The following is a 25,213-nucleotide window of genomic DNA, read 5'->3' as shown; positions in this document are numbered from 1 at the left end:
GGCGGCTTGTTCACGCAGAACGCATAAGAGCCGCTGGACTTCAGCCCGCTGCGCTCGGTCGCTCGCTCGTTTCGCCAGGGCCTCGGCGCGTTGCGCACGAGCGGCGCGCTCGCGCCGCAGGCGTTGACGCTCGACACGCGACATTGGCGGCGTAGGGGGTAAAGCGCGGCTCATTTGGATAGCCCATCGCGCTGCAGCAGCACGCTGCGGCCGATGTCCACGGCGGCCCGTTGGAAATTCTCAGGGTGAAAACGCAGGCGGTTAGTCAGCGCGATCAGTGCGCCCGCTTGCACCAGCTCGCTGCGGTGGTTGCGGATGAACCAGCGCAGGCTTTGTTCGGTGGGAAACGCCGCGCGCACTTCGTCGCGGCTGAGTATTTCGCGCAAGTCCACAAAATCGCGGAGTTGCGGCTGTTCATTGGTTGCAGACATCGTGAATCCTCCAGTTTCAAGCCCTTGCCGGGGCGCATGAAGGATTCTTTCGATGGGCGCCGTTATCAGAAACCCAGTTTCACAAAATTTTTTTGCACTAGCCGTACGCTCGCAGCGCCGGGAAATCGTCTTGCCCAGGGCCGCGACGACGTTGTGCGTTGACGGCGGCTCCAATCAATTTCGCTGCATTCGGGCCAGAGCGCAGCGGGCCAAACAACACCTCCGCGATGGTCGCGAAGTCCGCCCAGCGCAGGTATCCGGGATCGCATTCCGGGCGCTCGCGGCTGCCGTACACCATCACGTCGACGCTGCGCGCCCACAGCAGCGCGCTGGCCTTCGGCTCCAGCTCGATCCAGCCTTCATGCTCCCAATCTGCGTTCGGCAACGCCTCGATCATGACGCGGGCGTTTTCCAGCCAACTGGCATGCTGCGGCGCCACGTTGGCGAGCGTCTGCAGGTCGCGGACAATCAGCGGTCGCAAGCGGTCGACTGCGCGGCGATGTTGAAGCCAGCCCAGGTGCGACCAGCGGCGGTGCGTAATCAGGTGCGCCGCTGCGGCGTCGGTCGCCCACGGCAGGCGATCCGCCTCGCGCGCTGCATCGAATGCGGCGGCCAGTCTTTCGATGGCGGCCGAGTAATTGCGTACGTAAGGCTGACTCCCGGCGCGGCAATCGCGGGGCGCGACGTGCCAGAGGATGCGCAGGTTTTTCATCAGGCGCCGCGCCAGGGTGGCCTGCGGGTCGCGCGGGGCGCGGCGCTCGGGCCTTCGGTCAGGCGGTAAGTCGATTTGCGGCCGCTGATCCCGGATTGCTTGCGCATAGGCGCGCGCATCGTCGCCGACATCTTTCAAGGTCAACCCGATGGCGGCGGCGATCTCGGCGTCTGCGGCGTCATCCATGACCAGCTCTGGCGCCGTGTCGGTGGCGACCACGAGGTTTTCGATCAACCATTGACGCTCGCGCTGCGACGGGTTCACTTTGGCGATGTGGCACCAGGCGTCGCGCATCCCGCTGGTGTCGTCGCGCAGTAGCCGCGCCGCGGCAATGGCGCGCCAGGGCGGGCTCAACCAGGGCTCGTCGAGGCACAGAGGCTCCAGCACGCTGCGCGCCCACACGGGCGCGCAAGCGTGAAGATCGGGGACGATCTTGCGCATTCACCCCGCCCTGCGCGCACGCCACGCGGCCAGACTGACCACATTGCCAGACGACGTGTCACGCGGCGGCGAAAACGCCACACAGCGCCCCCGTTGTCGCGACAACAGGTCGAGGTCAAACAAGGGCGCAGGCCGTGGCATGGCGAGCACAGCATCGATCCACCGTGTTTTGGCCCTCTGATGGGCCTCATTACGTGTTTTGCAGACCTCCTCCGGCACTTTGACGAGCACGCGATATCGTCCGCGCGAAAATCGCTGGACTCTCTTTGCCCCCGGTAAACGGGCCAGGTCTGAGTGCGCCCCCATGCGCGAAGTGGGCACTTCGCCTGAGGGGTAGATCGTGACGCAGGTTTTAAGCCGTCCCGGCATGCCGGGAAACTGGTCAGGCGCGACCAGCCCGGCCGCAACAAGCGCTTCTTGCGAGCCCACATAGGCATCGCCCCACGAATAATGCGCCTGCCGGGTAACGCCATCAGAGTACGGCTCGACAGGGCCGCATTCGCTGGGATCTTGAGGCCATCCGGGGAAATAAACCGAAGCGGTAAACCGACCAGAAAGGTCTTCATGTCTGACCAGTCTGACGTCGAAACCCCGCGGGTCGTTGACGTGCGTAATCCACTTGGCGGCGCCCGGCTCGCCGGGATAGCGCTGTCCGACGCCGATGCCCAGATCGAGCAGTTGCTCGCGGGTGCCTGTAATGGAATCGCCCCAAAGATGCTGCTTATACTCCAGCGAAGACCGATTTTCTTGCGGGCTCATCACAGTTTCCCCTCAAAAACCCGTGCCATCAGGCGGCGGCGACTGTCCGTGTTCAGGTGGGCGTAGCGCTGCACCATGCGCAACTGCCGATGTCCGAGCGTGTCGGCAATTTCCAGCAAGCTTGCCCCGTGCTGCGCCATATAGCTGGCCGCTGTGTGTCGGCAGTCATGGAACCGGAAATTCTTGATGTCTGCCGCGGCCAGGGCATCGCGGAATGCCTGTTCCATCGCGTAAGGCTGTGACGGCCGCAGGCGCGACCGGAAGACCAGCGCCGAGCTGGTGGCCGCGTCGCGGGGGGCGAAGCGTTGCAGCTCCTCACAGACCGAAGGCAGCAAGACCAACACGCGCCGGTCTCCGTTTTTCGTATCGTGCAGAATGGCCTCGGCGCGATCCAGATTGATGTCGCACCAGCGCAACGACAGCAGCTCACCACGGCGGGCGCCAGTGGTCAGTGCCATCGACACCAGCAGGTGTAGGCGGGGCCAGGCGGCTGCTTTGCAGGCCGTGAGCAGGCGCGCGCGTTCATCGTCGGTCAGGTAACGCACCCGGCCGCGGTTTTCCGGGAATTTGTCGACGTGTCGGGTGGGCGACTCAAAACCGCGCGGCACCAGGCGCGCACGCCGCGCCCAGGCGTACAGGGCGGCCAAGGCGACCAGGTAACGATTGAGGGTCGGGCCGCTGCGCTTGGCCGCCTTGCGCCGGAAGATCGGTTTTCCGTCTGCGTCAAGGCCGCCATAGACGCGCGCTGGCTCCTCGCCCAGGCGGGCCAGGGCAGAGTCGACGTCATCGGGGGAAAGCGAGATCACAGAGCGTTCGCCCAGCAGGCGAACCCAGGCGCCGATACGGTGCGCTCTGGAGGTATCGCGGCCAGCGTAGGACGCGAGATAGCGGCTGGCAATGTCGGCCAGCGTCGGCTCGGCTGCGGCAACAGCCGGATTTTGCGGTGCGTTCATGTCGGTTCCTTGGAGGTGAAGCCGATTTTCATCGGCGGACTTCGCAGAAGGCCCGACAAGGGCTTGAAACTAAAGAGGTTTTGGCTCCTCGACCTGGGCTCGAACCAGGGACCTACGGATTAACAGTCCGGCGCTCTACCGACTGAGCTATCGAGGAACAGCAAAGCACAAAACTATACTGCGCAATCAATCTGACGTCAATAGATTTCGCAGTGATGCGCGAAGACGGTCAGTCGAACACTGGCGTTTCCACCCCGAGAACCTTGTGCAGTTTCGGGCTGGTGGTGGTGTATTGCAGGTGGATTTTTTTCTCCGGGAAGATGAAGGGCGCTGCGCCGAATGCGGCGAGGGCGGCTTCATGGAAACCGGAGAGGATGAGTTTCTTTTTGCCGGGATAGGTGTTGATATCTCCCACCGCAAAAATACCGGGGATGCTGGTCTGGAATTTTTCGGTGTCGACGACGAGTTGCTTGCGCTCGATTTCCAGCCCCCATTCCGCGATGGGGCCCAGTTTGGGAGACAGGCCGAAAAAGACCAGCAACATATCGAGCGGCAGGCGGCGAGTGATGCCGTCGTTGCCTGTGACCTTGATCATGTGCAGCTGACCCTCAGCGTTTTCTTCGTAGCCGCTGACTTGGCCGACGAGGAATTGCATTTCGTGCTGTTCGCAAAGGGCGTGCATCTGCGCGACGGATGCGGGGGCGGCGCGGAATCCGTCGCGGCGATGAATGAGCGTGACGCTTTCCGGCTTGTTTTCGCTGGACTGAACGAAGTGCAGCGCCCAGTCGAGTGCCGAGTCGCCGCCGCCCACGATGACCAGGTTTTTGTTGGCGAACTGCGCCGGGTTGCGAACCCGGTAGAACAACTGGCTGCCTTCGAATTTATCGAGTCCGTCCACCTTGAGGGTGCGGGGCTGAAAAGAGCCCACCCCGGCGGCGATGAACACGGTTTTGGTAAGCAGCCGGGTGGATTTAGTGGTTTCCACGAGGAAGCGGCCATCGGCCTGGCGTTCCAGCACAGTGACTTCCTGCCCGAGGTGGAGGGTGGCGCCGAAGGGTTCGATCTGCTTGAGCAGGTTGTCGGTCAACTCCTGCCCGGTGCACACCGGCACGGCGGGAATGTCGTAAATCGGTTTGTCGGGGTAGAGCTCGACACATTGCCCGCCCGGGTGAGCCAGGGTGTCGATGACGTGGGCCTTGATCTCCAGCAAGCCGAGCTCGAACACCTGGAACAGGCCGACCGGGCCCGCGCCGATGATGACGGCGTCCGTTTCAATGATGTCGGCCGCGACTGAAACGGGAGAGGCGTTGGATAGGTCCATGCGAGAGGGTCTTGAGAAATAGATCAAGGCGGCAACACGGCCGCCGATGGAGTTAGAACGTGCGGTGAGCAGATCAGCGCTGCAGGAATTGCAGTTTGTCGGGCTTGTCTTTCCACTCGTCCGCGTCATCGGGTGCGGCTTTGCGTTTGGTGATGCTGGGCCACTGGCGAGACAACTCGGCGTTGAGCTTGATGAAGGCTTGCTGATCGCCCGGCACGTCTTCTTCGGCGTAGATGGCGTTGGCCGGACACTCGGGCACGCACACGGCGCAATCAATGCATTCGTCGGGGTCGATGGCGAGGAAGTTGGGGCCTTCACGGAAGCAGTCCACCGGGCAGACGTCAACGCAGTCGGTGTATTTGCAGCGGATGCAGTTTTCAGTAACGACGAAAGTCATTTGCGGAACCGGATGTATCAAAGGGTCAAAATTTTAACTGGCGCGGCCAGGTCGGCTCTGCATCAGATCAAAACCCGGCTATCGCAGGGGTGAGGCCATGAAAAAACCACCGCGCCCGCCAGGCAGGCAACGGTGGTTGAGTGGTGGCAACGCGCTCAGGTTTTGCGCGAAGTCGCCGCGGCCAGCGGCACGGCCGACGCACTGCGCGTGCGTTGGCCCATGCGCTGCCACAACTCGAAGCCGATCATGCCAGCGACCATGCTGCTGAAAAACACCCACTCCTGCCAGGTCGAGGCGGCCAAAGATGCGAGCGATGGCCCCGGGCACAGCCCGGTCATGCCCCAGCCGATGCCGAAAATGGAACTGCCCAGAATGAGCTTTCCGGTGATGCCCCGGGTCGATGGAAAGGCGATTTTTTCGCCGACGAGCGATCGGGCGCGTCGTTGCGCCAGTTGCATGGGCACAAGTGCGACGACCACGGCGGTGACCATGACGAGAATCAGGCTCGGGTCCCAAGGCCCGGCGATGTCGAGAAAGGCAATGACCTTGGCGGGATCGGTCATGCCCGACACGAGCAGGCCGATACCGAACACGATGCCGCTGAGAAAGGCGAGGGTTTTCATGGCTCAGGCCCCTCCGAGGATGTGGCGCATGACGAACGTGGTCGCCATGCCCATGCCGATGAAGGTGCCCACTGCCGCCATCGAGCGCGGCGAAAACCGGGACAGCCCGCAGACGCCATGGCCGCTGGCGCAGCCCGAGCCCAGCCGGGTGCCGAAGCCCACAATCAATCCGCCGATCGCAATCACCGGCCACGACTCGCCGTAATGTGCGCCGGGCACCGGGCGGAACATCACCCAGATGAACGAAGCGGCGATCAGTCCGCCGAGAAACCACAGCCGCCATGGCGTGGGGCGTTTGGCCTGCAGGGCTTCGTTGATGGCGCCGCCGAAAATGCCGCTGATCCCGGCGATCTTGCCGCCGCCCAGCGCCATGGCGCCCGCTGCCGCGCCAATCAGCGCCCCGCCGAGAATGGCCGTGCCGGGCGTGAAATGCGCCCAATCGATGCTGAACATTTGTCTCTCCTTCGTGACATGGGCATGTGTGTCTCTGGTTTTATTGACGCCAGCCAGTATTCTGGTCAGGCCGTTTGCCGTACCGCGCCGACATGCGAGCGTCGCGGTACCAACTCATTTGCCAGGCGGTTCGTTGCCGCCGTGGCAGTAAATCTGATAGAGGGTCATCAGCACCGCGCTGGCTGCCGGGCTGGCCAGGCTGTAATACACCCGCTTGCCCTCGCGCCGCGTTTTCACCAAGCCTTGCGCACGCAGCACGGTGAGCTGCTGCGAGAGCGTGGGCTGGCCAACGTCGCAGGCCACCTCCAGGTCGCTGACGCAGATCTCCCCGCGGTTGATCTGACACAAAATAAGCAAACGGTCAGGATTGCCCAGGGTTTTCAACAAGGCGCCCGCCTGTTCCGAGTTGCGCCGCATGAGCTCGACGCTGGGAATCTCAAAATCTTGCGTGCTTGACATTGACATGGCTCACTTAATCAGGTAACTCCTAATGGAAAAACAATATATTCTTTTCTATAGTGTTTCTGCAACGCATTTCGCCTAGGAGATACCCGTATGAGTACGCAGACCCCCACCGTTCAGAGCTGGTTTCACGCGCCCACCTTTACGGCGACCCATTGCATCATCGACCCCGAAACTCGCCACTGCGCAATTCTCGACAGCGTGCTCGACTTCGACTACGCCTCGGGTCGCACCAAAACCGACTTCGCCGACCAGATCGCCGCCTACGTGCGCGAGCAGGGGCTCACGGTGGACTGGCTGCTGGAAAGTCATGCCCATGCCGACCATCTCTCCGCCGCGCCGTATCTCAAAAAGCTGTTCGGCGGCCAGATCGCGATTGGCGAACACATTCAGGACGTGCAAAAGGTGTTCAGTCAGGTGTTCAACGACAGCACCATGCCCACCGACGGTTCGCCCTTCGATCATCTGTTCAAGGACGGTGAGACCTTTGCCATTGGCAAGCTGCAAGCCCGGGTGATGCATACCCCCGGCCACACGCCCGCCTGCGTTACTTATCTCGTGGGCGACAGCGCCTTTGTCGGCGATACTCTGTTCATGCCCGACTACGGCACGGCGCGCTGTGACTTCCCGGGCGGAGACGCGCATGTGCTTTACCAATCGGTGCACAAGCTCTACAGCCTGCCGCCGCAGACCAAGCTCTACCTTTGCCACGACTACATGCCCGGCGGACGCGATCCCATCTGGCAGACCACGGTGCAGGCCGAGCGTGAGGGCAATGTTCAGCTCAATGCGCAGACCACCGAGGAGGAGTTCGTCGCTTTCCGCAAAAAGCGCGACGCCACGCTGAACATGCCCGCGCTCATCCTGCCCTCGGTGCAGGTCAATGTGCGCGCCGGTGAAATGCCCAAACCCGAAGCCAACGGGGTCAGCTATCTCAAGCTGCCGGTGAACGCGCTGTAAACCATGTCGGAGCGGGTCCGGGCTGGTTAGACTGCTGGGCTTTTGCCTGTCTTCTGATCCGCCATGACCGCTGCCGATATCGCTTCCCAGAATCCGTATGCCAACCCGCAGGCCGCTGCTCGGCGGGTGCTGCAGGCGCTCAGCGCCGAACTGCAGCTCCCGGCGCAGCAGATTCAGTCGGCCATCGAATTGATGGATGGCGGGGCCACGGTGCCCTTCATTGCCCGCTATCGCAAAGAGGTGACGGGCGGTATGAGCGACGACCATCTGCGCACGCTGGAAGAGCGCCTGCTCTATCTGCGCGAACTCGAAGACCGCCGCGCCGTGGTGCTGCAGTCCATCGCCGAGCAGGGCAAGCTCACGCCCGAACTGCAGGCCTCCATCAGCGCGACTGGGCAAAAGCAGGAACTCGAAGACCTTTATCTGCCCTACAAGCCGCGCCGCGTCACTCGGGCGCAAAAGGCCCGCGAGGCCGGGTTGGAGCCGCTGGCCGATCTGCTCTGGCTGCAGCCGCAGACCGATCCGCTGCAGGCGGCGGCGGGTTTCGTCCGCCCGCAGGACAGCACCGAGGCGGCAGATACCTCCACCCCGCAGGCCTGCCTCGACGGCGCCCGCGACATTCTGAGTGAACGCTGGGCCGAAGCCCCGGCGGTGGTCGCCCCGATGCGTGAATGGTTGTGGCAGACCGGCCACCTGATCAGCCAGCTGCGCGCCGGAAAGGAGCAGGAAGGCGCCAAATTCCGCGACTATTTCGACTACGCCGAACCGCTGGACAAAGTGCCTTCGCACCGCGCCCTGGCCGTGTTGCGCGGGCGGGCGCAAGAGATGCTCGATGTCCGCATCGACCTGCCGCCCATGCCCGAAGGCACGGTCGCACCGACGCTGGCTGCCCTGGCCGAGGGGCGTCTTGCCGTGCTGCTGGGCTGGAGCCATCAGGGCCGCGCCGCAGACGACTGGTTGCGTCGCGTGATGCAGTGGACCTGGAAGGTCAAACTCTCCCTCACGCTGGAGCGCGAGTTGCTGTCGCGCCTGCGCGAACAATCCGAGGCGGTGGCCATCGATGTATTCGGTGCCAATTTGCGCGACCTGCTGCTGGCCGCCCCTGCCGGGCCGAAGGTGGTCATGGGACTCGACCCCGGCATTCGTACCGGGGTAAAAGTCGCCGTGGTCGACGCTACCGGCAAACTGCTCGATACCGCCACGGTTTACCCCTTCGAGCCGCGGCGCGACGTGCAAGGCGCACTCGCCACCCTGGCGGCGCTGGTGCAACGCCACGGCGTGCAGCTCATCGCCATCGGCAACGGCACCGCCAGCCGCGAAACCGATCTGCTCGCCGCCGAACTGCTGCGCAACGCCAACCAGCCTGGCTTGACCAAGCTCACGGTGAGCGAGGCCGGCGCCTCGGTGTATTCGGCCAGCAGTCTGGCCAGCCGCGAGTTTCCCGATCTGGACGTGAGCCTGCGCGGCGCGGTGTCCATCGCCCGCCGGGTGCAAGACCCATTGGCCGAACTGGTGAAGATCGACCCCAAGAGCATCGGCGTCGGCCAGTACCAACATGATGTGAACCAGACCGCGCTGTCGCGCAAGCTCGACGCTATCGTCGAAGACTGCGTGAACGCCGTCGGCGTCGACCTGAACACCGCCTCGGCGCCGCTGCTGGCCCGCGTGGCCGGCCTGAGCGCGCGCATTGCCGAGCAAATCGTGCTGCACCGCGACCAGACCGGCGCTTTCGCCAACCGCGAGGCACTCAGGACGGTGCGCGGCCTGGGCGACAAAACCTTCGAGCAGGCCGCGGGCTTTCTGCGCATCAATGGCGGCGACAACCCGCTGGACCGCACTGGCGTGCATCCTGAGAGCTATCCGCTGGTGGAAAAGGTGCTGGCTGCGGCAGGCCAGCCGATCAGCCTGTTGATGGGCAATCGGGATGCGCTGCAGCGCCTGCGTCCCGAGCAGTTCGTGGACGACCGCTTCGGCGCGTTCACCGTGCGCGATGTGTTGGCCGAGCTGGAAAAACCCGGCCGCGATCCGCGCCCCGAATTCCGCACGGCCAAGCTGCTCGATGGCGTGCACGATATCAAGCAGCTCGAAGCAGGCATGCAGCTCGAAGGCACGGTTACCAATGTCACCGCGTTTGGCGCGTTCGTCGATCTGGGCGTGCATCAGGACGGGCTGGTGCATGTCTCGCAAATGGCGCAGCGCTTCGTGAACGACGCCCGCGAGGTGGTCAAGACGGGCGACATCGTCAAGGTGCGTGTGGTTGAGGTGGATGTGGCGCGCAAGCGCATCGCGCTGTCGATGCGGCCGGCCGACCCGGCGCGCGATGCGGCGCGCCCGCAGGGCGGGCAGGGCCAGTCCCGTCCGCGTGAACGCCAGGAGGGCGGCCGCACGGGCAGCCATCGCGCGGGCGCTGCACCGTCTCCGCAGAACACCGCCATGGCGGCCGCCTTCGCCAAACTCAAGCGCTGAGGATGCGCCTGTTTGCCGTGTCAGATCAACTGCCCTGACACCGTCGCGCTTGAAAATATCCTCCTGACGCCGTATCTACAGGGCAGTTCAAGACGGAGGATTCCATGCGGATCGAAAAACTCACCACCCAGTTTCAGGAGGCATTGGCCGAGGCGCAATCGCTTGCGGTCAATCACGGCAACGCCTATATCGAGCCGGTGCATCTGCTGCACGCCTTGCTCGGCCAGGACGGCCCCAAAGCGCTACTCGCACGCGCCGGGGTGAATGTGCCGGGGTTGACGGCAGCCACCGCGCAGGCCATCGATCGTCTGCCCGAAGTCGAAGGCACCGATGGCAATGTGCAAGTCAGCCGCGAGCTCAATGGCCTGCTCAACCTCACCGAGAAAGAAGCCACCAAGCGCAACGATCAGTTCGTCGCCAGCGAATTGTTTTTGCTCGCTGTGGCCGACGACAAGGGTGAGGCCGGGCGCATCGCGCGTGAAAACGGCCTCTCCCGCAAGTCGCTGGAGTCGGCCATCGAGGCGGTGCGCGGCGGGCAGAACGTCAACAGCGCCGAGGCCGAAGGTGCGCGCGAATCGCTGAAAAAATACACCATCGACCTCACCGAGCGCGCGCGCCAGGGCAAGCTCGATCCGGTGATCGGCCGCGACGACGAAATTCGCCGTGCCATCCAGGTGCTGCAGCGCCGCACCAAAAACAACCCGGTGCTAATCGGCGAGCCGGGCGTGGGCAAGACGGCCATTGTCGAAGGGCTGGCGCAGCGCATCGTCAACGACGAGGTACCCGACAGCCTGCGCGGCAAACGCTTGCTGGTGCTCGATATCGCCTTGCTGCTGGCCGGGGCCAAGTTTCGCGGCGAGTTCGAGGAGCGGCTGAAAAACGTGCTCAAGGAGTTGTCGCAAGACGCCGGGCAGACCATTGTGTTCATCGACGAGATTCACACCATGGTCGGTGCGGGCAAGGGCGAAGGCGCGATGGATGCGGGCAATATGCTCAAACCGGCGCTGGCACGCGGCGAACTGCACTGCATCGGCGCGACCACGCTCGACGAATACCGCAAATACATCGAGAAGGACGCCGCGCTGGAGCGCCGCTTCCAGAAGGTGATGGTCGATGAGCCCAGCGTGGAAGACACCATCGCCATCCTGCGCGGCCTGCAGGAGAAGTACGAGGTGCACCACGGGGTGGAAATTACCGACCCGGCCATCGTCGCCGCGGCGGAGTTGAGCCACCGCTACATCACCGACCGCTTTCTGCCCGACAAGGCCATCGACTTGATCGACGAGGCCGCGGCCAAGATCAAGATCGAGATCGACTCCAAGCCGGAGGCGATGGACAAGCTCGATCGCCGGCGCATCCAGCTCAAGATCGAGCGCGAAGCGGTGAAGCGCGAGAAGGATGAAGCCTCGCAAAAGCGCCTGGCGTTGATCGAGGAAGAACTCGCCAAGCTCGACCGCGAGTACGCCGATCTGGACGAAATCTGGAAGGCCGAAAAGGCCGCGGTGCAGGGTTCGGCCGCGATCAAGGAAGAGATCGACAAGATCCGTTTCGAGATCGAGGAACTCAAGCGCAAGGGCGATTTCAACAAGGTGGCCGAGCTGCAATACGGCCGCCTGCCGGAGTTGGAGCGCAAGCTGCATGAGGCGCAGGCCAAGGAAACCGCGGACGGCGACCAGCCGCAGGCGCGGCGCCTGCTGCGCACCCAGGTGGGCGCGGAGGAAATCGCCGAGGTCGTGTCGCGCGCGACCGGCATTCCGGTGTCCAAGCTGGTGCAGGGCGAGCGCGACAAGCTGGTCCATATGGAAGAGCGCCTGCACCGCCGCGTGGTGGGGCAGGACGAGGCGATTCGCGCGGTGTCCGACGCCATTCGCCGCTCGCGCGCCGGGCTGTCCGATCCGCGCAGGCCGTATGGTTCTTTCCTCTTCCTCGGCCCGACGGGCGTGGGCAAGACCGAACTGACCAAGGGACTGGCCGAGTTCCTGTTCGACACCGACGAGCACATCGTGCGCCTCGATATGAGCGAGTTCATGGAGAAGCATTCGGTCGCCCGTCTCATCGGTGCGCCGCCGGGTTATGTGGGCTATGACGAAGGCGGTTACCTCACCGAAGCCGTGCGCCGCAAGCCCTACAGCGTGGTGCTGTTCGACGAGGTAGAGAAAGCGCATCCGGACGTGTTCAACGTGCTGCTGCAGGTGCTCGACGACGGGCGGCTCACCGACGGTCAGGGCCGCACCGTGGACTTCAAGAACACCGTGATCGTGATGACCAGCAATCTGGGCTCGCATCAGATCATGGCGATGAGCGGCCAACCGCAGCAGGCCATCCGCGATGCGGTGTGGGAGGAGGTGAAAGCGCATTTCCGTCCGGAGTTTCTCAACCGCATCGACGAGGTGGTGGTGTTCCACGCTCTGGGTGAGAAAGAGATCGCGGATATCGCGCGCATCCAGTTGCGCGGTCTGGAAGGGCGACTGGCGCAGCTCGATATGCGGCTGGATGTCAGCAGCGAAGCACTGGCCGAGATTGCCCGAGAAGGCTTCGATCCGGTGTTCGGCGCACGGCCGCTCAAGCGCGCCATTCAGCAGCGCATCGAGAACCCGCTGGCCAAGCTGATTCTCGAAGGCCGCTTCGGCCCGAAGGACGTGATTCCGGTCAAGCTCAAAAACGGCCAGATCGTGTTCGAACGGGGCTGAACACCTGCCAGGGTGACCGGCTGAAGGGCGGAGCGTTCAGCTTTTCAGCCACTTGAGGAAGTCGGCATAGGCCTTCGGGCTGCCGACTTCCCATCCAGTGATGCCCAGGGCTTTGTTGGCCCGCTCCGAAGCGGCGCCGAGTAAATCGGCGCGCACTTTGGCCACCGAGTCCTCCGGCACGCTTGGGGCGGCCAGCACGGCCCACATGGGCATGGGCTGATGCTGCAACAACACGCCGCCTTCGGCCAGCCACTGCTTGGATACGACGGGGGTCACCACCCCGATGGCCGCGACATGCATGTCGCGCATCAGACCTGTGACCGCATTCTGCGTTTTGACGTGAACGACTTTGGGCAGCTGCTTGGCATGCTCCAGCCATAGCTTTTGCGCAATCATGTCCACCAGGCTACCCTTTTGCGGCGCAAGCAACACCGCCGACGGCGAATTCCACACCGCGTCGGGTGAGATGCAGGTCTCCGGCACAGCGGTGCTGAGCCCGAGCACGCTCAGACTGCTGCCGCCAACGAGAATTTTCCCGGCCTGATTGGGACATTGCCGGGCGATTAGATCGGTGCCGAAGTGCATCGTGTCTTTGCCCACGGCAACCAGCTGCCAGCCCTTGGCCAGCAGGGCGGCGGTCAGGTTGGGCGGTTTGACAAAGGCAAAGCTGTAGCGGCTCGCGTCGGAACTCGCCTCCGCGGTCTTGAGGTCGAAGTTCGGCAACCACAATACCTTGCGGTTGACCGCGTTGCTGACGACATCGCTGAGTGTCTGCCCGATGACATTCAGGGCTTGTTGGTTCTCAGCGGCCAGTCCAAACTGAAAGCCCATGAGCAAGGGCGCTGCGGATGCGACCGCAGGCGTCGGCGCGGCCTCGGCCTGGCGGGTCGCCAGGCCGCCGCAGAACAAGCTGACCAGCAGCACGCCCACGACGGCAAATGAGAGGATGGGGCGCGTTTGCCCTGGATCTGTGTGCAGATGGGAAGAGAACATGATGTGGTAGGGCCCCGTGGACAGTCAGGCGACTTGTGAGCGGTGGATTGCACCGGGAAGTGGCGCAACGGGTCGGCTTCGATGTCAGTGCGCTGCTGTAATACATTGAATTAGACGCCTCACTTTACAGTTGGGCTGAGTTTGTCCGATCAGGAGTTTCCCTGGGGCTGACAGAATGTGAAGTCTGTGCGTGCATGTGTTTGCGCCGAACTCGCACGTTGTCGGCAGACTCCACCACAGCACAGAAACAAAGATCGGGAGCCTGGGGGAATGGTTGCTTTCAAATGGATGTTGATGAGCGCGCTGGTTCTGGCGTTCTCAGGTTGTGCCCAGCAGCCGCATGAACAGAAATGGGCGATGGACTACATCGGTCCGAAAATCATGCAGCCGCTGCAATTCACCGATATGGCTTCGAGCAGCGGCAAGCTGGAGTCGTCCAAGGACTTTCTCGGCAAGGTGGTGGTGCTGTATTTCGGCTACACCCACTGCCCGGACGTCTGCCCGACCACCATGGCGCACCTCGCCCGGGCCGAGCAACTGCTGGGACCGCAGGGCAAGGACGTGCAGGTGATCTTCGTCACGGTCGATCCCAAGCGCGATACGCCCAAAGTGCTCGATGCCTATGTGCACGCCTTCATGTCCAGCGCCATCGGTCTGAGCGGCACCGTGGCGCAGACCAAAACGCTGGCGGGTCGCTATCACGTCAGCTATTCCTACGGCAAGCCCGATGCGCATGGCAACTATGTGGTCAACCACAGTGCGGCGATCTATGTGTTCGGCCCCCACGGCAATGGCCGCTTGATCGGCACCGAACTCACGCCGTCCGAAGGCATCGCCCACGACGTGCACCAGCTTCTTGCCGACGCCCACAAAAGCTGGTGGCAAAAGCTGGTTTGACGGCGCTGATCTGACGGCGATCAGGCGCTGCCGCGTGCGAAGCCCTTGACCTGCAAGGGACGATGCGTGTCATTGACCACCATCACACCTTGTCCCGGCGGCAGGGCGGTCAGGGGCAATGCGTGATGATCGAGCGGGGCGATATGCAGCACATTGATCGCCATCAGCGGCGCTTGAGGCGCGCTGGCCGCGTGAACCGTGAGTGCCGCGGTGGCCAGGGTGGTCAGCCCACCGGCCAGCAGGGCTTTGAGAAGGGCGCGCTTGGACATGGCACACTCCAGATGCAGTCAGAGCGCTTTGGAGTGGCTGGGTGACGTTTGGTTGCGCCTTGCCTGGTAAAGAGTTGTGACGCGAGTTGTGACGCTCATCCGAGCCCGGACACGGCACAATGCGAGCCTGTTTGAAAACGAACGTTTTTTGCGAAATTCACCATGACGTTGCCCCCCATCTTGTCTCAATCTCGATTCCTGTCGCGCCGCCTCGTTTTGCTGGGAGCGCTGGCCTTGCCGCTGGCGGGCTGCGGGCACCACAACAACCAGACCTGGCAGCTCAGCAACATCACCGGCGTGATGCCCAATCTCGAATTCAATCTCACCAACGATCTGGGGCAGAAGGTCACGGCGGAGAACTACAAGGGCAAGGTTGTTTTGCTCTACTTCGGCTACACCCATTGCCCCGATGTTTGTCCGACCACCATGCAGCTCATGTCGAATGTGGTGCAGCAGCTTGGCCCGCAGGGCAAGGATGTCCGTATCCTGTTCGTCAGCGTGGACCCCAAGCGCGACTCCAACACCATACTCAAGGCGTACACCGCGGCATTCAGCCCCAACGCCGTCGGCCTGACCGGCACCATCAAACAGATCGATGATTTGACTCGGCGCTATCGCGTGGCCTTCAGCTATGGCAAGCCCGATGCGCAGGGGAACTATGTGGTGGATCACAGCGCGGGGGTTTACATTTTTGGTCGCAGTGGACGCATTCATCTGCTGGGTTCTGACACCAATCCTCCCGCCGCGTTTGTGCACGACCTCAAGCAACTGATCGCCGACGAGGGCTGACGCAACCCTGCGTTGATGCCAGGAACGAAAAAGGCCCGGAATTCCGGGCCTTTTTCATGGGCGACAACCGCGCTATTTCGCTGCCCCACTCGCCGATGGCTCGGCCTGCAGCGAGCGCATCACCGCAGCGGCGGGGTCTTCCTCTACAGCGGCTGGTGCACTGCCACCTTCGGCCGGGGCGGCCTCTGATGCACCAAAGCTCGGCGGGGCGATGGACTCATAGCTGTTGTCATCAGACGGCCCAATGATCTGCACCTTGTTGATATCGACTTCAGCATGATGGTCCAGGCCGCTGGTGACCAGACCCGGGAAGGCAATGACCAGGCCAACCATGATGATCTGGATCAGCACGAAGGGCACCGCACCCCAGTAGATCTGTCCGGTGGTCACGCGGGCGATGCGCTTGCCGGTCTCCTTGTCGGTGTAGTCGTCCTTGGCCGCGACGCTGCGCAGGTAGAACAGCGCAAACCCGAAGGGCGGGTGCATGAACGAGGTCTGCATATTCACCGCCAGCAGCACGCCGAACCAAATCAGGTCGATGCCCAGCTTCTCCGCGACAGGGCCAAGCAGCGGAATGATGATGAACGACAGCTCGAAAAAGTCGAGGAAGAAGGCCAATACGAACACCAGAATGTTCACGACGATGAGGAAGCCCAGCACACCGCCTGGCAGGCTGGTGAGCAGATGCTCCACCCAGACGCGGCCATCGAGTCCCTGGAACACCAGGTTGAACACCGTGGAGCCGATGAGAATGAACAACACGAAGGTGGAGAGCTTGGTCGTGGTGTTGAGCGCCTGCTTGAGCAGATTCATATTGAGCCGCTTGCGGCTGAACGCCATGATCAGCGCGCCCACGGCGCCCATCGCGCCGCCTTCGGTGGGCGTGGCCACGCCCAGGAAAATGGTGCCCAGCACGAGGAAGATCAGCGTGAGCGGCGGCACCAGAGCGAATGTCACGCGTTCGGCCATCTGCGACAACAGATTGAGTCGGAAGGCTCGGTTGAGCAGAGACAGCACCAGCGAAAGAATCACGCCGAAGGTCATGGCCACGACGATGGTTTCATCCGTCGCAGCAATCACTTCGTGCCCCGCGCGCCAGCTCAGCAGCGCGCTGTAGTTGCGGGCCAGCACGATGCTGGAAATCAACACCACACCGAACAGAATGCCCAGCGAACGCAGGCCGCTGTCACCGTTGGGCTCGCGAATGGTGCGGGCCTCGGGGGGCAGCGCCGGGGCCCATTGCGGCTTAATCAAGGTCACGCCCACGACGTAAGCGAGGTATAAACCCGTGAGCGCGAATCCGGGGATGAACGCGCCCTTGTACATATCGCCCACGCTGCGGCCGAGCTGATCGGCCATGACGATGAGCACCAGCGACGGCGGGATGATCTGCGCCAGCGTGCCTGAAGCGGCGATCACCCCCGAGGCCAGACGGCGGTCATAGCCGTAGCGCAGCATGATGGGCAGCGAGATCAGGCCCATCGAGATCACCGAAGCCGCCACCACGCCCGTGGTTGCCGCCAGCAGCGCACCGACAAAAATCACCGCGATCGCCAGACCGCCGCGAATCGGGCCGAACAACTGGCCGATGGTTTCCAGCAGGTCTTCGGCCATGCCGCTGCGCTCGAGCAGCAGGCCCATGAAGGTGAAGAAGGGAATGGCCAGCAGGGTGTCGTTCTGCATGATGCCGATGATGCGCAGCGGAATGGCTTCGAGCAGCGCCTGCGGCATCAGCCCGAGTTCCACGCCGATGAAACCGAACAGCAGGCCGCAGGCTGCCAGGCTGAACGCCACCGGAAAGCCGACCAGCAAAAACAGCACCAGCGCCGCGAACATGATGGGCGCGATATTCGCAATGAGAAAGGCGGTCATTTATTGGGCCTCTTTCGTCTTTTGCGCCAGAACAAATTCAGCCAGTTCTTCTTCTGCCGTTTTTTCGTTTTTCTTCACCAGCGGGTCGTCGATCAGCCCGCGCAAAAATGCCACGCGCTTGATCAACTCGGACACGCCCTGCAGCCCGAGCAGCGAGAAGCCAATGGGCACGAGGATGTAAACCGGCCAGCGGATCAGCCCGCCGGCATTGCTCGACATCTCGCCCGAGGCGATGGCGTTGATCACCGTGGGCAGCGAAAGCCGCACGGTTTCAACCACGAAGGGAAACAGAAAGAACACGATGCCGATGATGTCGATCCAGTTGCGCCCACGCGGCGAGAGCTTGCTGGAGAGCACGTCAATGCGCACATGCTCGTTGTGCAAAAACGTATAGCCGGCCGCCAGGAGAAACACCGCGGCGAACAGATACCACTGAATTTCCAGAAAGGCATTCGAGCTGTAGTCGAAGACTTTGCGTACGACCGCATTGAGTGCGCTGATGATGGCCGAAGCAAGAATGAGCCAGAGGGCAAAGCGGCCCACGCGCTCGTTGAGCCAGTCAATCCCGCGGGATAGGGCAAGTAAGGCGTTCAAGACATCTCCCGATTGTTTTGTGAACGAGTCGTTGACGGCTGTTTGTTCAGAGAAGTGTCATGGCAAGGCTTTATCGCATGACAGATCTGAAACAGTCCGCGGCCGAAGTATAAAGATGTAACAGACGCGAACTGAAATTTCCGGGCTCGGGTTTGCCCGCAGAGCAGGGGGTGAAGCAGTCTTGCGCGCGGCGGCGGTAATCGCCGCGGCGTGCAAAGAGGGATAAGAGGCGGCGGCGCTCAGGCGCGCACGTCAATGCCCGGAGTGCCCGCTTTCAATAGGCCGATGACGGCGGCTTGGGCAAAGCCTTCGTCGCGCAAGACGCGCAGCACCTCGTCAACCTGCTCCGGCGCGCAGCTCACGAGCAGGCCGCCGGAGGTCTGTGGATCGGTGAGCAGCGTTTGAGCCAGCGGCGGCAGATCGGCGGCAAGCGCGACTTCGCCGCCATAACTGGCCCAGTTGCGGCGCGATGCGCCCGTGATGTGGCCGGCGTTCGCCAACTCCACCACGCCTTCGATGAGGGGTACATCGGCGAAGCGCACGTCCGCCCGCAGTCCCGAGCCGCGGCAGACTTCCAGCAGATGGCCGAGCAGGCCGAAACCAGTGACGTCGGTCAGGGCATGCACGCCGGGCAGCAGGGCCAGTTGCTTGCCGGGGGTGTTGAGCTGCGTGGTGTTGGCAATCATGCGCGCGTAGCCCGCGGCATCGAGCGCTTCGCCTTTGAGCGCAGCCGACTGAATGCCCACGCCCAGCGGTTTGCCCAGCACGATCACGTCGCCGGGTCGGGCGCTGTCGTTGCGGCGGATGTGGCTGGGGTGCGCCAGACCCATGACCACCAGTCCGTAAATGGCCTCGACCGAATCGATGCTGTGCCCCCCCGCAATGGGAATGCCGGCCTGCGCGCAAACGGTCTCACCGCCCCGCAAAATGTCCCCCACGATATCCAGCGGCACGACGCCGATGGGCATGCCCACGAGCGCCAGTGCCATGATGGGCGTGCCGCCCATGGCGTAGATGTCGGAAATGGCGTTGGTCGCGGCGATCCGTCCGAAGTCGAAGGGATCGTCCACGATGGGCATGAAGAAATCGGTCGTGGCAATCAGCGCCTGTTCGGGGTTGAGCAGATACACCGCCGCATCATCCGCAGACTCGTTGCCGACCAGCAGGGCCTCAGGCCTGGGCAGTAGCGGCGCGTGCTTTTTCAGGATTTCGGACAGGACGCCCGGCGCAATCTTGCAGCCACAACCGCCGCCATGCGACAGCGAGGTGAGGCGGGGGGCGGCGGTTGCGGCAGGGGTGTTGGGAGCTGAGTTCATGGGAATGGGGTCTGTGGATCAGCCAGCAGAAGAAACAAAAGAATCGTCCTGCCAGTTCTGGCAGAACTGCAAAAAGCGTTGCAGCGGCTGGGAGAAGGTCTTTTTCTGGTGATGCACGATGTAGAGCGTGCGGTGCATGGGCGGCAGCGGGCTGCGCACGGTGACGAGGTGGCCGTGATCCAGCGCATCGCGCACCAATCGGCGGGGAATACAGGTCAGCCCCAGACCGGCGATGGTCGCGCCGCGTATGGCCTCCGAACTACCCAGCACCATGGCCCGCTCAAAGCCGTGCAAATGTTCGAGCAGCAGGGTTTCGACGGTTTCGCGGGTGCCCGAACCCGGCTCACGCAGCAGCCAGCGGGCTGCGCGCAACTCCTCCAGACTGACCTCACGGCCCGCCAGAGGACTGTCAGGGGCGCAAACCACGACCAGCGCATCACGCAGCCACGGTGCAATGGCCAGGTCGTCGCGGTGACAGGCGCCTTCGACGAGCCCGAGATCGACCTCGAACTGCGCCACGGCCTCGGCGATGGCCTGGGTGTTGCCCACACGCAGACAGAACTGTGCGGCGGGAAACTCGCGGCAGAACTCCGCCATGATGCCCGGCAGAATGGCGTTGCCCACGGTGCTGCTCGCGCCGATGCGCAGCGCCGCGGCGCCCGCGCTGAACAGCGCTTCGATGCCGCGGGTCTGATCGAGGATGGCCATGGCGCGGGGCAACAGCAGGCGGCCGGAGTCATTGAGCACCAGCCGTTTGCCGACCCGGTCGAAGACGCGTTCACCGAGCTGCGCTTCCAGTTCCGCCAGCGCCGCACTGACGGCGGACTGCGACATCGACAGGGTGTCGCCTGCGGCGGTGGCACTGCGGCTATGCGCAATCTCCACCAGCACTTCCATTTGCCGCAGGGTCAGTCGCATGAGTTTGATCTATCCGTTGGATTGATTTCAAGCCAAGCATAAACCAGACGGCTTGAATAGCCACGCGGCCATCACAGAAAAAATTGCCTTCCGTGTCGGAACTTTGGGGCTGAGGAAAAGTCTGAGATGTTGACGAAAAAGATCGGGATTTGTAGAATTGGCCCACTAGTTTCGTCGGGTATTTTCCATTCCGGCACTGTGTAATGTCTGCTGCAAGCCTGCCCAAGGCGGTCGCCCTGACGTTGCAACTGGCCATCATTCATGTTGAGGAGAGCCGCCATGCGACTGACCACCAAAGGACGTTTTGCCGTAACCGCGATGATCGACGTGGCCATGCGTCAACATCTCGGCCCCGTAACTCTGGCCGGCATCAGCCAGCGCCAGCATATTTCCCTTTCTTATCTGGAGCAGCTTTTCGGCAAACTGCGCCGTCATGAGCTGGTGGATTCCGTGCGCGGCCCCGGAGGCGGCTATACGCTTTCGCGCAAATCGGAAGAAATCAGCATTGCCGACATCATTATCGCCGTGGACGAGCCTCTCGACGCCACTCAGTGCGGCGGCAAAGAAAATTGCAACGGCGAAGACAACGGCCCCTGCATGACGCACGATCTCTGGGCGCAGCTCAATGCCAAGATGGTGGAGTTTCTCGATTCGGTCAACCTCAAAGGGTTGGTCGAGCAGAACCTCGCCAAGGGGGTCACGGTGGAAGAAGTGGCCATCACCCGTAAACCCGTGTCTCCGTTGCCGGTGACGGCCAAGCCGATCAAGGTCAAGGCGCCGAACTCGGTGTTCAACCTCGCGCAGACTTTGAATTAAGCCTGGTTTCAAGAGATTTGAGCCCGGCGCTGCGCGCCGGGTACGTGTCGGGTGCATTCCGCGATGAATTTTCGCCGATAACAAGCACACATCCTGAGCATTTCCACTGAGCATTTCCACTGAGCATTCCCACCATGTCCACCACGCCTCATCTTCCGATTTACATGGACTACGCCGCAACCACGCCCGTGGACCCGCGGGTGGTCGATGCCATGATTCCCTGGCTGCGCGAGCATTTCGGCAACCCGGCGTCTCGTAGTCATGCCTGGGGCTGGGAGGCGGAGGCTGCGGTGGAAAAGGCTCGCGAGCAAGTGGCCGCGCTGATCAACGCCGACGCCAAGGAGATCATCTGGACGTCCGGTGCCACCGAGTCGAACAACCTCGCCATCAAGGGCGCTGCGGAGTTCTATCAGGGCAAGGGCAAGCACATCGTCACCGTCAAGACCGAGCACAAGGCGGTGCTCGATACCGTGCGCGAAATGGAGCGCCGGGGTTTTGAGGCCACCTATCTCGACGTGCAGCCCAACGGTCTGCTCGACCTCGACGTATTCAAGGCGGCGCTGCGACCTGACACCATTCTGGTTTCGGTCATGCTGGTCAACAACGAGATCGGCGTGATTCAGGACATTCCGGAAATCGGCCGCATCTGCCGCGAGCGCGGCATCATTTTTCATGTCGACGCGGCGCAGGCCACCGGCAAGATGGTGATCGATCTGCAGACCTGGCCGGTGGATCTGATGAGCCTGGCTTCGCACAAGACTTATGGCCCCAAGGGCATCGGCGCGTTGTATGTGCGGCGCAAGCCGCGCGTGCGGCTGATTCCGCAAATGCACGGTGGCGGACACGAGCGCGGCCTGCGCTCGGGGACGCTGCCCACGCATCAGATCGTGGGCATGGGTGAGGCGTTTCGCATCGCCAAGGCCGAACTCGGCGCGAGCATCGAGCGCGCCCGCATGCTGCAGCAGCGCCTGCTCGACGGCCTCAAAGACATCGAAGAGGTTTATGTGAACGGCGACTTGGAGCGCCGCGTGCCGCACAACCTCAACATCAGTTTCAACTACGTCGAGGGCGAGTCGCTGATCATGGCGATCAAGGGCATTGCAGTATCCAGCGGCTCGGCCTGCACTTCCGCTAGCCTGGAGCCCTCGTATGTGTTGCGTGCCCTGGGCCGCAGCGATGAGCTGGCGCATTCCTCGCTGCGCATGACCATCGGTCGCTACACCACCGAAGAGGAAATCGACTCCGCCGTGCGTCAGCTGCGCGAGAGCGTGGCCAAGCTGCGCGATCTCTCGCCCCTATGGGACATGTACAAGGAAGGCATCGACATCAGCACCATCCAGTGGGCGGCGCACTGAGCTCCTTGCGGCTAAGCGCCTATCTGCATCAGGGTTGTGCAAATAGCCGACAATAGAGATCGGAATTATTGGATGTGTCGTTCGCCGCTTCCGGCGAGCGCTTCGAGGAGGACAAGATCATGGCTTACAGTGACAAAGTGGTGGACCACTATGAAAACCCGCGTAACGTGGGCTCTTTTGCCAAGGACGACCCGCAGGTCGGCACCGGCATGGTGGGTGCTCCGGCGTGTGGCGATGTGATGAAGCTGCAGATCCGCGTCAACGATCAAGGCGTGATCGAAGATGCCCGCTTCAAAACCTACGGCTGCGGTTCGGCCATAGCCTCGTCTTCGCTGGTGACCGAGTGGGTCAAGGGCAAGACGCTCGATCAAGCGCTTGAAATTCGCAACAGCCAGATCGCCGAAGAACTGGCGCTGCCGCCGGTCAAGATTCATTGCTCCATCCTGGCCGAAGACGCCATCAAGGCCGCAGTGAGCGATTATCAGCAGCGTCATGGTCGTAATGCCGGGCAAGCGCTAGCCACTGAGCAGGCCCAGGCAGCCTGAGCGCGCTCAATTAGACGTAGACCAAGGGAATCGAGGGAACTGAAGATGTCAGTCACATTGACCGAGCGCGCGGCCGAGCAGGTGCAGCGCCATCTCGCCAAGCGGGGTGCGGGGCTGGGAGTGCGCCTGGGCATCAAGACCACCGGCTGCTCCGGCATGGCTTACAAGCTCGAATTCGTCGATCAAGCGTCTGAGGAAGATCAGGTGTTCGACAGCCACGGCGTCAAGATTCTGGTCGATCCCAAGAGCCTGGCCTACGTGGACGGCACCGAGCTTGATTTCGTGCGCCAGGGCTTGAACGAAGGCTTCCAGTTCAACAACCCCAACGAAAAAGATCGCTGCGGCTGCGGCGAGTCGTTCCGGGTTTGAGCGGCTTCGGCGCCTTGCTCATGGACGTCGCTCGGCGCCTTTGATCTGATGGATTTCACTCAGTCTTATTTCGCCCTGTTCGGCCTTCCCGAAACCTTTTCCCTCGACGCAGCGCAGTTGGAACGGGCGCGGCTCACGGTGCAGTCGCAAGTGCATCCCGACCGATTCACCTCCGGGTCGGACCGTGATAAGCGCTTGGCCATGCAGATGGCGGCGCAGGCTAACGCGGCCTACCTCACCCTCAAAAACCCGGTTCAGCGCGCGTCCTACCTGTGCGAGCGGCGCGGCGTGGCGGTGCAGGCGGAGAACAATACCGCCATGCCCATCGAATTTCTGATGCAGCAGATGCAATGGCGCGAAGCGCTCGATGAGTTGCGGGAAGCGGCCGATGCCAGCGGGCTCGAGATCTTGCGGGCAGAGGTGCAGGCGCAGCGCGCTCAGTGCATCGAAGCCATTCGTCAGGCGCTCGATGAACAGAACGCCCCTCAAGCGGCCGCCGAGCAGGTGCGCGCCCTGTTGTTTCTCGACCGTTTTGTCGAAGAGCTGCGGCGCACAGCCGATGCTTTGCCGCAGCCTTCCGTTTGATGCCCGCTTGATGCCCGTTTGATACTCGATTGATTTCATTTCCTCGCTCCGGCTTCTGTTGCAAATCTCCGAACCCGGACAATCGCCCGACCCGCACCAGCACCGACGTGCCGTGGGCATTGATCTGGGCACCACGCATTCGCTCGTCGCCGCCGTGCTCAGCGGCTCACCGCAATGTCTGCCGGATGCGCAGGGAGAGGTGCTGCTGCCCTCCGTGGTGCACTACCACGCCGATGGCCGTGCCGAAGTGGGCCTGCGCGCGCGTGAAGAGCAGGCGCTCGATCCGGCCAATACCCTCGTTTCGGTCAAACGCTATATGGGTCGCAGCCCGAGCGACCTGCCGCCGACGGCGCTTGCGCATTACCGCATCAATCACGATGCGCGCATGGTCCGATTCCAGACCGCCGCTGGCGAGATGACGCCGGTTCAAGTCTCGGCCGACATCCTGCGCGTGCTGCGCTGGCGCGCTGAAGACACGCTGGGCGGCGAGCTGGTCGGTGCGGTGATCACCGTGCCCGCCTACTTCGACGATGCCCAGCGCCAGGCGACCAAGGACGCCGCGCAACTCGCGGGTTTGCATGTGCTGCGCCTTATCAACGAACCCACGGCCGCGGCGCTGGCCTACGGGCTCGATCATGGCGCCGAAGGTCTGTATGTCATTTACGACCTGGGCGGAGGTACCTTCGATCTTTCCGTGCTGCGGCTGAGCAAAGGAGTGTTCGAGGTGGTCGCCACCAGCGGCGACACAGCGCTGGGCGGTGACGATTTCGACCAGCGCATCGAGGCGCTGATGCGGCAGCAGGCCGGCAATCCCGAGCTTTCAGCCAGCCTGCAACGGCGGTGGCGCATGGCCGCACGCCAAGCCAAAGAAGCGCTGAGCGCGGCCAGCTCGGTGGAATACACCGTGGCACTGGCCGATGGGGCCTCTCACACCGGCACTTTGCAGCGCGACGATTTCGAGCAGGCCAGCGCCGATCTGGTGAAACGCACCCTTGCGCTGTTGCGCCGCGCTTTGAGCGATGCGCAGGTCAGTGCCTCAGACGTGCAGGGCGTGGTGCTCGTGGGCGGCGCCACGCGCATGCCCATGATTCGCCAGGCGGTTGCGCGCGTCATGGGCAAGGCGCCGCTCACCGATCTCAATCCTGACGAAGTGGTGGCGCTGGGCGCAGCCATTCAGGCCAACGCGCTGGCGGGCAATGCCGGGGCCGACGATGTATTGCTGCTCGA

The 25,213-nt window shown here is 62.8% G+C and carries 26 protein-coding genes and 1 tRNA gene; 11 read left to right on the top strand and 16 right to left on the bottom strand.

Features of this window, described 5'->3' with window-relative positions; all coding sequences use genetic code 11:
- Window positions 1-170: 170 nt before the first annotated feature.
- From B7X30_RS01805 to B7X30_RS01760, 10 genes are all read right to left on the bottom strand, one after another.
- Window positions 171-431 (bottom strand): hypothetical protein, encoded by a 261-nt coding sequence (locus B7X30_RS01805; RefSeq protein ID WP_286728746.1) that lies wholly within the window; start codon window positions 429-431, stop codon window positions 171-173.
- A 97-nt stretch (window positions 432-528) separates the two neighbouring features.
- The gene (locus B7X30_RS01800; RefSeq protein WP_286728745.1) at window positions 529-1,584 is read right to left on the bottom strand and encodes a hypothetical protein; all 1,056 of its coding nucleotides are present in this window, start codon (window positions 1,582-1,584) and stop codon (window positions 529-531) included.
- Complete coding sequence (locus B7X30_RS01795) at window positions 1,585-2,343, bottom strand: hypothetical protein (RefSeq protein ID WP_286728744.1); 759 nt, start codon at window positions 2,341-2,343, stop codon at window positions 1,585-1,587.
- Window positions 2,343-3,296: a tyrosine-type recombinase/integrase gene (locus tag B7X30_RS01790; RefSeq protein ID WP_286728743.1), complete on the bottom strand. Its 954-nt coding sequence runs from the start codon at window positions 3,294-3,296 to the stop codon at window positions 2,343-2,345. Before B7X30_RS01790 ends, B7X30_RS01795 begins: the two co-directional genes overlap by 1 nt.
- Before the next feature lie 81 nt (window positions 3,297-3,377).
- Window positions 3,378-3,453, bottom strand: a tRNA-Asn gene (locus tag B7X30_RS01785).
- Window positions 3,454-3,525: 72 nt separating this feature from the next.
- Window positions 3,526-4,617 carry an NAD(P)/FAD-dependent oxidoreductase gene (locus B7X30_RS01780; protein WP_156053075.1) on the bottom strand — a complete coding sequence of 364 codons (1,092 nt, stop codon included), beginning with the start codon at window positions 4,615-4,617 and terminating at the stop codon, window positions 3,526-3,528.
- 73 nt (window positions 4,618-4,690) lie between these two features.
- On the bottom strand, window positions 4,691-5,014 hold the full coding sequence (gene fdxA / locus B7X30_RS01775) for a ferredoxin FdxA (RefSeq protein WP_013122740.1): 324 nt from the start codon (window positions 5,012-5,014) through the stop codon (window positions 4,691-4,693).
- Between the two features lie 155 nt (window positions 5,015-5,169).
- Complete coding sequence (locus tag B7X30_RS01770) at window positions 5,170-5,637, bottom strand: DUF6691 family protein (RefSeq protein WP_286728740.1); 468 nt, start codon at window positions 5,635-5,637, stop codon at window positions 5,170-5,172.
- A 3-nt stretch (window positions 5,638-5,640) separates the two neighbouring features.
- Window positions 5,641-6,090, bottom strand: a complete 450-nt coding sequence (locus B7X30_RS01765) for a YeeE/YedE family protein (protein WP_013105355.1) — start codon at window positions 6,088-6,090, stop codon at window positions 5,641-5,643.
- Between the two features lie 114 nt (window positions 6,091-6,204).
- Window positions 6,205-6,555, bottom strand: a complete 351-nt coding sequence (locus B7X30_RS01760; protein ID WP_465020124.1) for an ArsR/SmtB family transcription factor — start codon at window positions 6,553-6,555, stop codon at window positions 6,205-6,207.
- A 90-nt stretch (window positions 6,556-6,645) separates the two neighbouring features.
- Here B7X30_RS01760 and B7X30_RS01755 point away from each other — a divergent pair, with 90 nt between their 5' ends.
- The 3 genes from B7X30_RS01755 (at window position 6,646) to clpB (ending at window position 12,668) form a co-directional block, all read left to right on the top strand.
- Window positions 6,646-7,512, top strand: coding sequence for an MBL fold metallo-hydrolase (locus B7X30_RS01755; RefSeq protein WP_013105357.1), 867 nt, complete (start codon window positions 6,646-6,648; stop codon window positions 7,510-7,512).
- Between the two features lie 63 nt (window positions 7,513-7,575).
- Window positions 7,576-9,978 (top strand): Tex family protein, encoded by a 2,403-nt coding sequence (locus B7X30_RS01750; RefSeq protein WP_286728738.1) that lies wholly within the window; start codon window positions 7,576-7,578, stop codon window positions 9,976-9,978.
- 104 nt (window positions 9,979-10,082) lie between these two features.
- Window positions 10,083-12,668, top strand: a complete 2,586-nt coding sequence (clpB, locus tag B7X30_RS01745) for an ATP-dependent chaperone ClpB (RefSeq protein ID WP_286728737.1) — start codon at window positions 10,083-10,085, stop codon at window positions 12,666-12,668.
- A 36-nt stretch (window positions 12,669-12,704) separates the two neighbouring features.
- On the opposite strand, the gene B7X30_RS01740 is transcribed toward clpB, so the two are convergent.
- A complete protein-coding gene (locus tag B7X30_RS01740) occupies window positions 12,705-13,661 on the bottom strand; it encodes a substrate-binding domain-containing protein (RefSeq protein ID WP_286728736.1) in 957 nt (318 codons plus the stop codon).
- Window positions 13,662-13,955: 294 nt separating this feature from the next.
- Here B7X30_RS01740 and B7X30_RS01735 point away from each other — a divergent pair, with 294 nt between their 5' ends.
- On the top strand, window positions 13,956-14,558 hold the full coding sequence (locus B7X30_RS01735) for an SCO family protein (RefSeq protein WP_286728735.1): 603 nt from the start codon (window positions 13,956-13,958) through the stop codon (window positions 14,556-14,558).
- A 20-nt stretch (window positions 14,559-14,578) separates the two neighbouring features.
- Here B7X30_RS01735 and B7X30_RS01730 read toward each other — a convergent pair whose 3' ends face one another.
- Window positions 14,579-14,827 (bottom strand): hypothetical protein, encoded by a 249-nt coding sequence (locus B7X30_RS01730; protein WP_286728734.1) that lies wholly within the window; start codon window positions 14,825-14,827, stop codon window positions 14,579-14,581.
- A 162-nt stretch (window positions 14,828-14,989) separates the two neighbouring features.
- Here B7X30_RS01730 and B7X30_RS01725 point away from each other — a divergent pair, with 162 nt between their 5' ends.
- A complete protein-coding gene (locus tag B7X30_RS01725; RefSeq protein ID WP_013122748.1) occupies window positions 14,990-15,616 on the top strand; it encodes an SCO family protein in 627 nt (208 codons plus the stop codon).
- A gap of 72 nt (window positions 15,617-15,688) precedes the next feature.
- Here the strand turns inward: B7X30_RS01725 and B7X30_RS01720 are convergent, their stop codons facing one another.
- The 4 genes from B7X30_RS01720 to B7X30_RS01705 all read right to left on the bottom strand — a co-directional run bounded on the left by B7X30_RS01720 (window position 15,689) and on the right by B7X30_RS01705 (window position 20,316).
- Window positions 15,689-17,488: a TRAP transporter large permease gene (locus B7X30_RS01720; protein ID WP_286728732.1), complete on the bottom strand. Its 1,800-nt coding sequence runs from the start codon at window positions 17,486-17,488 to the stop codon at window positions 15,689-15,691.
- Window positions 17,489-18,082 carry a TRAP transporter small permease subunit gene (locus B7X30_RS01715; protein WP_013122750.1) on the bottom strand — a complete coding sequence of 198 codons (594 nt, stop codon included), beginning with the start codon at window positions 18,080-18,082 and terminating at the stop codon, window positions 17,489-17,491. It lies immediately after the preceding gene.
- A 239-nt stretch (window positions 18,083-18,321) separates the two neighbouring features.
- The gene (selD, locus tag B7X30_RS01710) at window positions 18,322-19,398 is read right to left on the bottom strand and encodes a selenide, water dikinase SelD (RefSeq protein WP_286728731.1); all 1,077 of its coding nucleotides are present in this window, start codon (window positions 19,396-19,398) and stop codon (window positions 18,322-18,324) included.
- An 18-nt stretch (window positions 19,399-19,416) separates the two neighbouring features.
- Window positions 19,417-20,316: a LysR family transcriptional regulator gene (locus B7X30_RS01705; protein ID WP_286728729.1), complete on the bottom strand. Its 900-nt coding sequence runs from the start codon at window positions 20,314-20,316 to the stop codon at window positions 19,417-19,419.
- A gap of 279 nt (window positions 20,317-20,595) precedes the next feature.
- Between B7X30_RS01705 and iscR the strand changes: the two genes are divergently transcribed.
- From iscR to B7X30_RS01675, 6 genes are all read left to right on the top strand, one after another.
- A complete protein-coding gene (gene iscR / locus B7X30_RS01700; RefSeq protein ID WP_013105368.1) occupies window positions 20,596-21,132 on the top strand; it encodes a Fe-S cluster assembly transcriptional regulator IscR in 537 nt (178 codons plus the stop codon).
- Window positions 21,133-21,266: 134 nt separating this feature from the next.
- Window positions 21,267-22,487 (top strand): IscS subfamily cysteine desulfurase, encoded by a 1,221-nt coding sequence (locus tag B7X30_RS01695; protein WP_013105369.1) that lies wholly within the window; start codon window positions 21,267-21,269, stop codon window positions 22,485-22,487.
- Between the two features lie 119 nt (window positions 22,488-22,606).
- On the top strand, window positions 22,607-23,032 hold the full coding sequence (gene iscU, locus B7X30_RS01690; protein WP_013122753.1) for a Fe-S cluster assembly scaffold IscU: 426 nt from the start codon (window positions 22,607-22,609) through the stop codon (window positions 23,030-23,032).
- A 45-nt stretch (window positions 23,033-23,077) separates the two neighbouring features.
- Window positions 23,078-23,401: an iron-sulfur cluster assembly protein IscA gene (gene iscA, locus B7X30_RS01685; protein ID WP_013105371.1), complete on the top strand. Its 324-nt coding sequence runs from the start codon at window positions 23,078-23,080 to the stop codon at window positions 23,399-23,401.
- Between the two features lie 48 nt (window positions 23,402-23,449).
- Window positions 23,450-23,986, top strand: coding sequence for a Fe-S protein assembly co-chaperone HscB (gene hscB / locus B7X30_RS01680; protein WP_286728726.1), 537 nt, complete (start codon window positions 23,450-23,452; stop codon window positions 23,984-23,986).
- Between the two features lie 55 nt (window positions 23,987-24,041).
- The coding region (locus B7X30_RS01675) for an Hsp70 family protein (RefSeq protein WP_286728782.1) at window positions 24,042-25,213 on the top strand (1,172 nt) is incomplete at its 3' end.

Origin of the sequence: Thiomonas sp. 13-64-67, assembly GCF_002282795.1 — a bacterium.
Lineage (GTDB): Bacteria > Pseudomonadota > Gammaproteobacteria > Burkholderiales > Burkholderiaceae_C > Thiomonas > Thiomonas arsenitoxydans.
The sequence above is the reverse complement of the archived record's forward strand: the minus strand, read 5'-3'. Positions and strand labels throughout refer to the sequence as shown.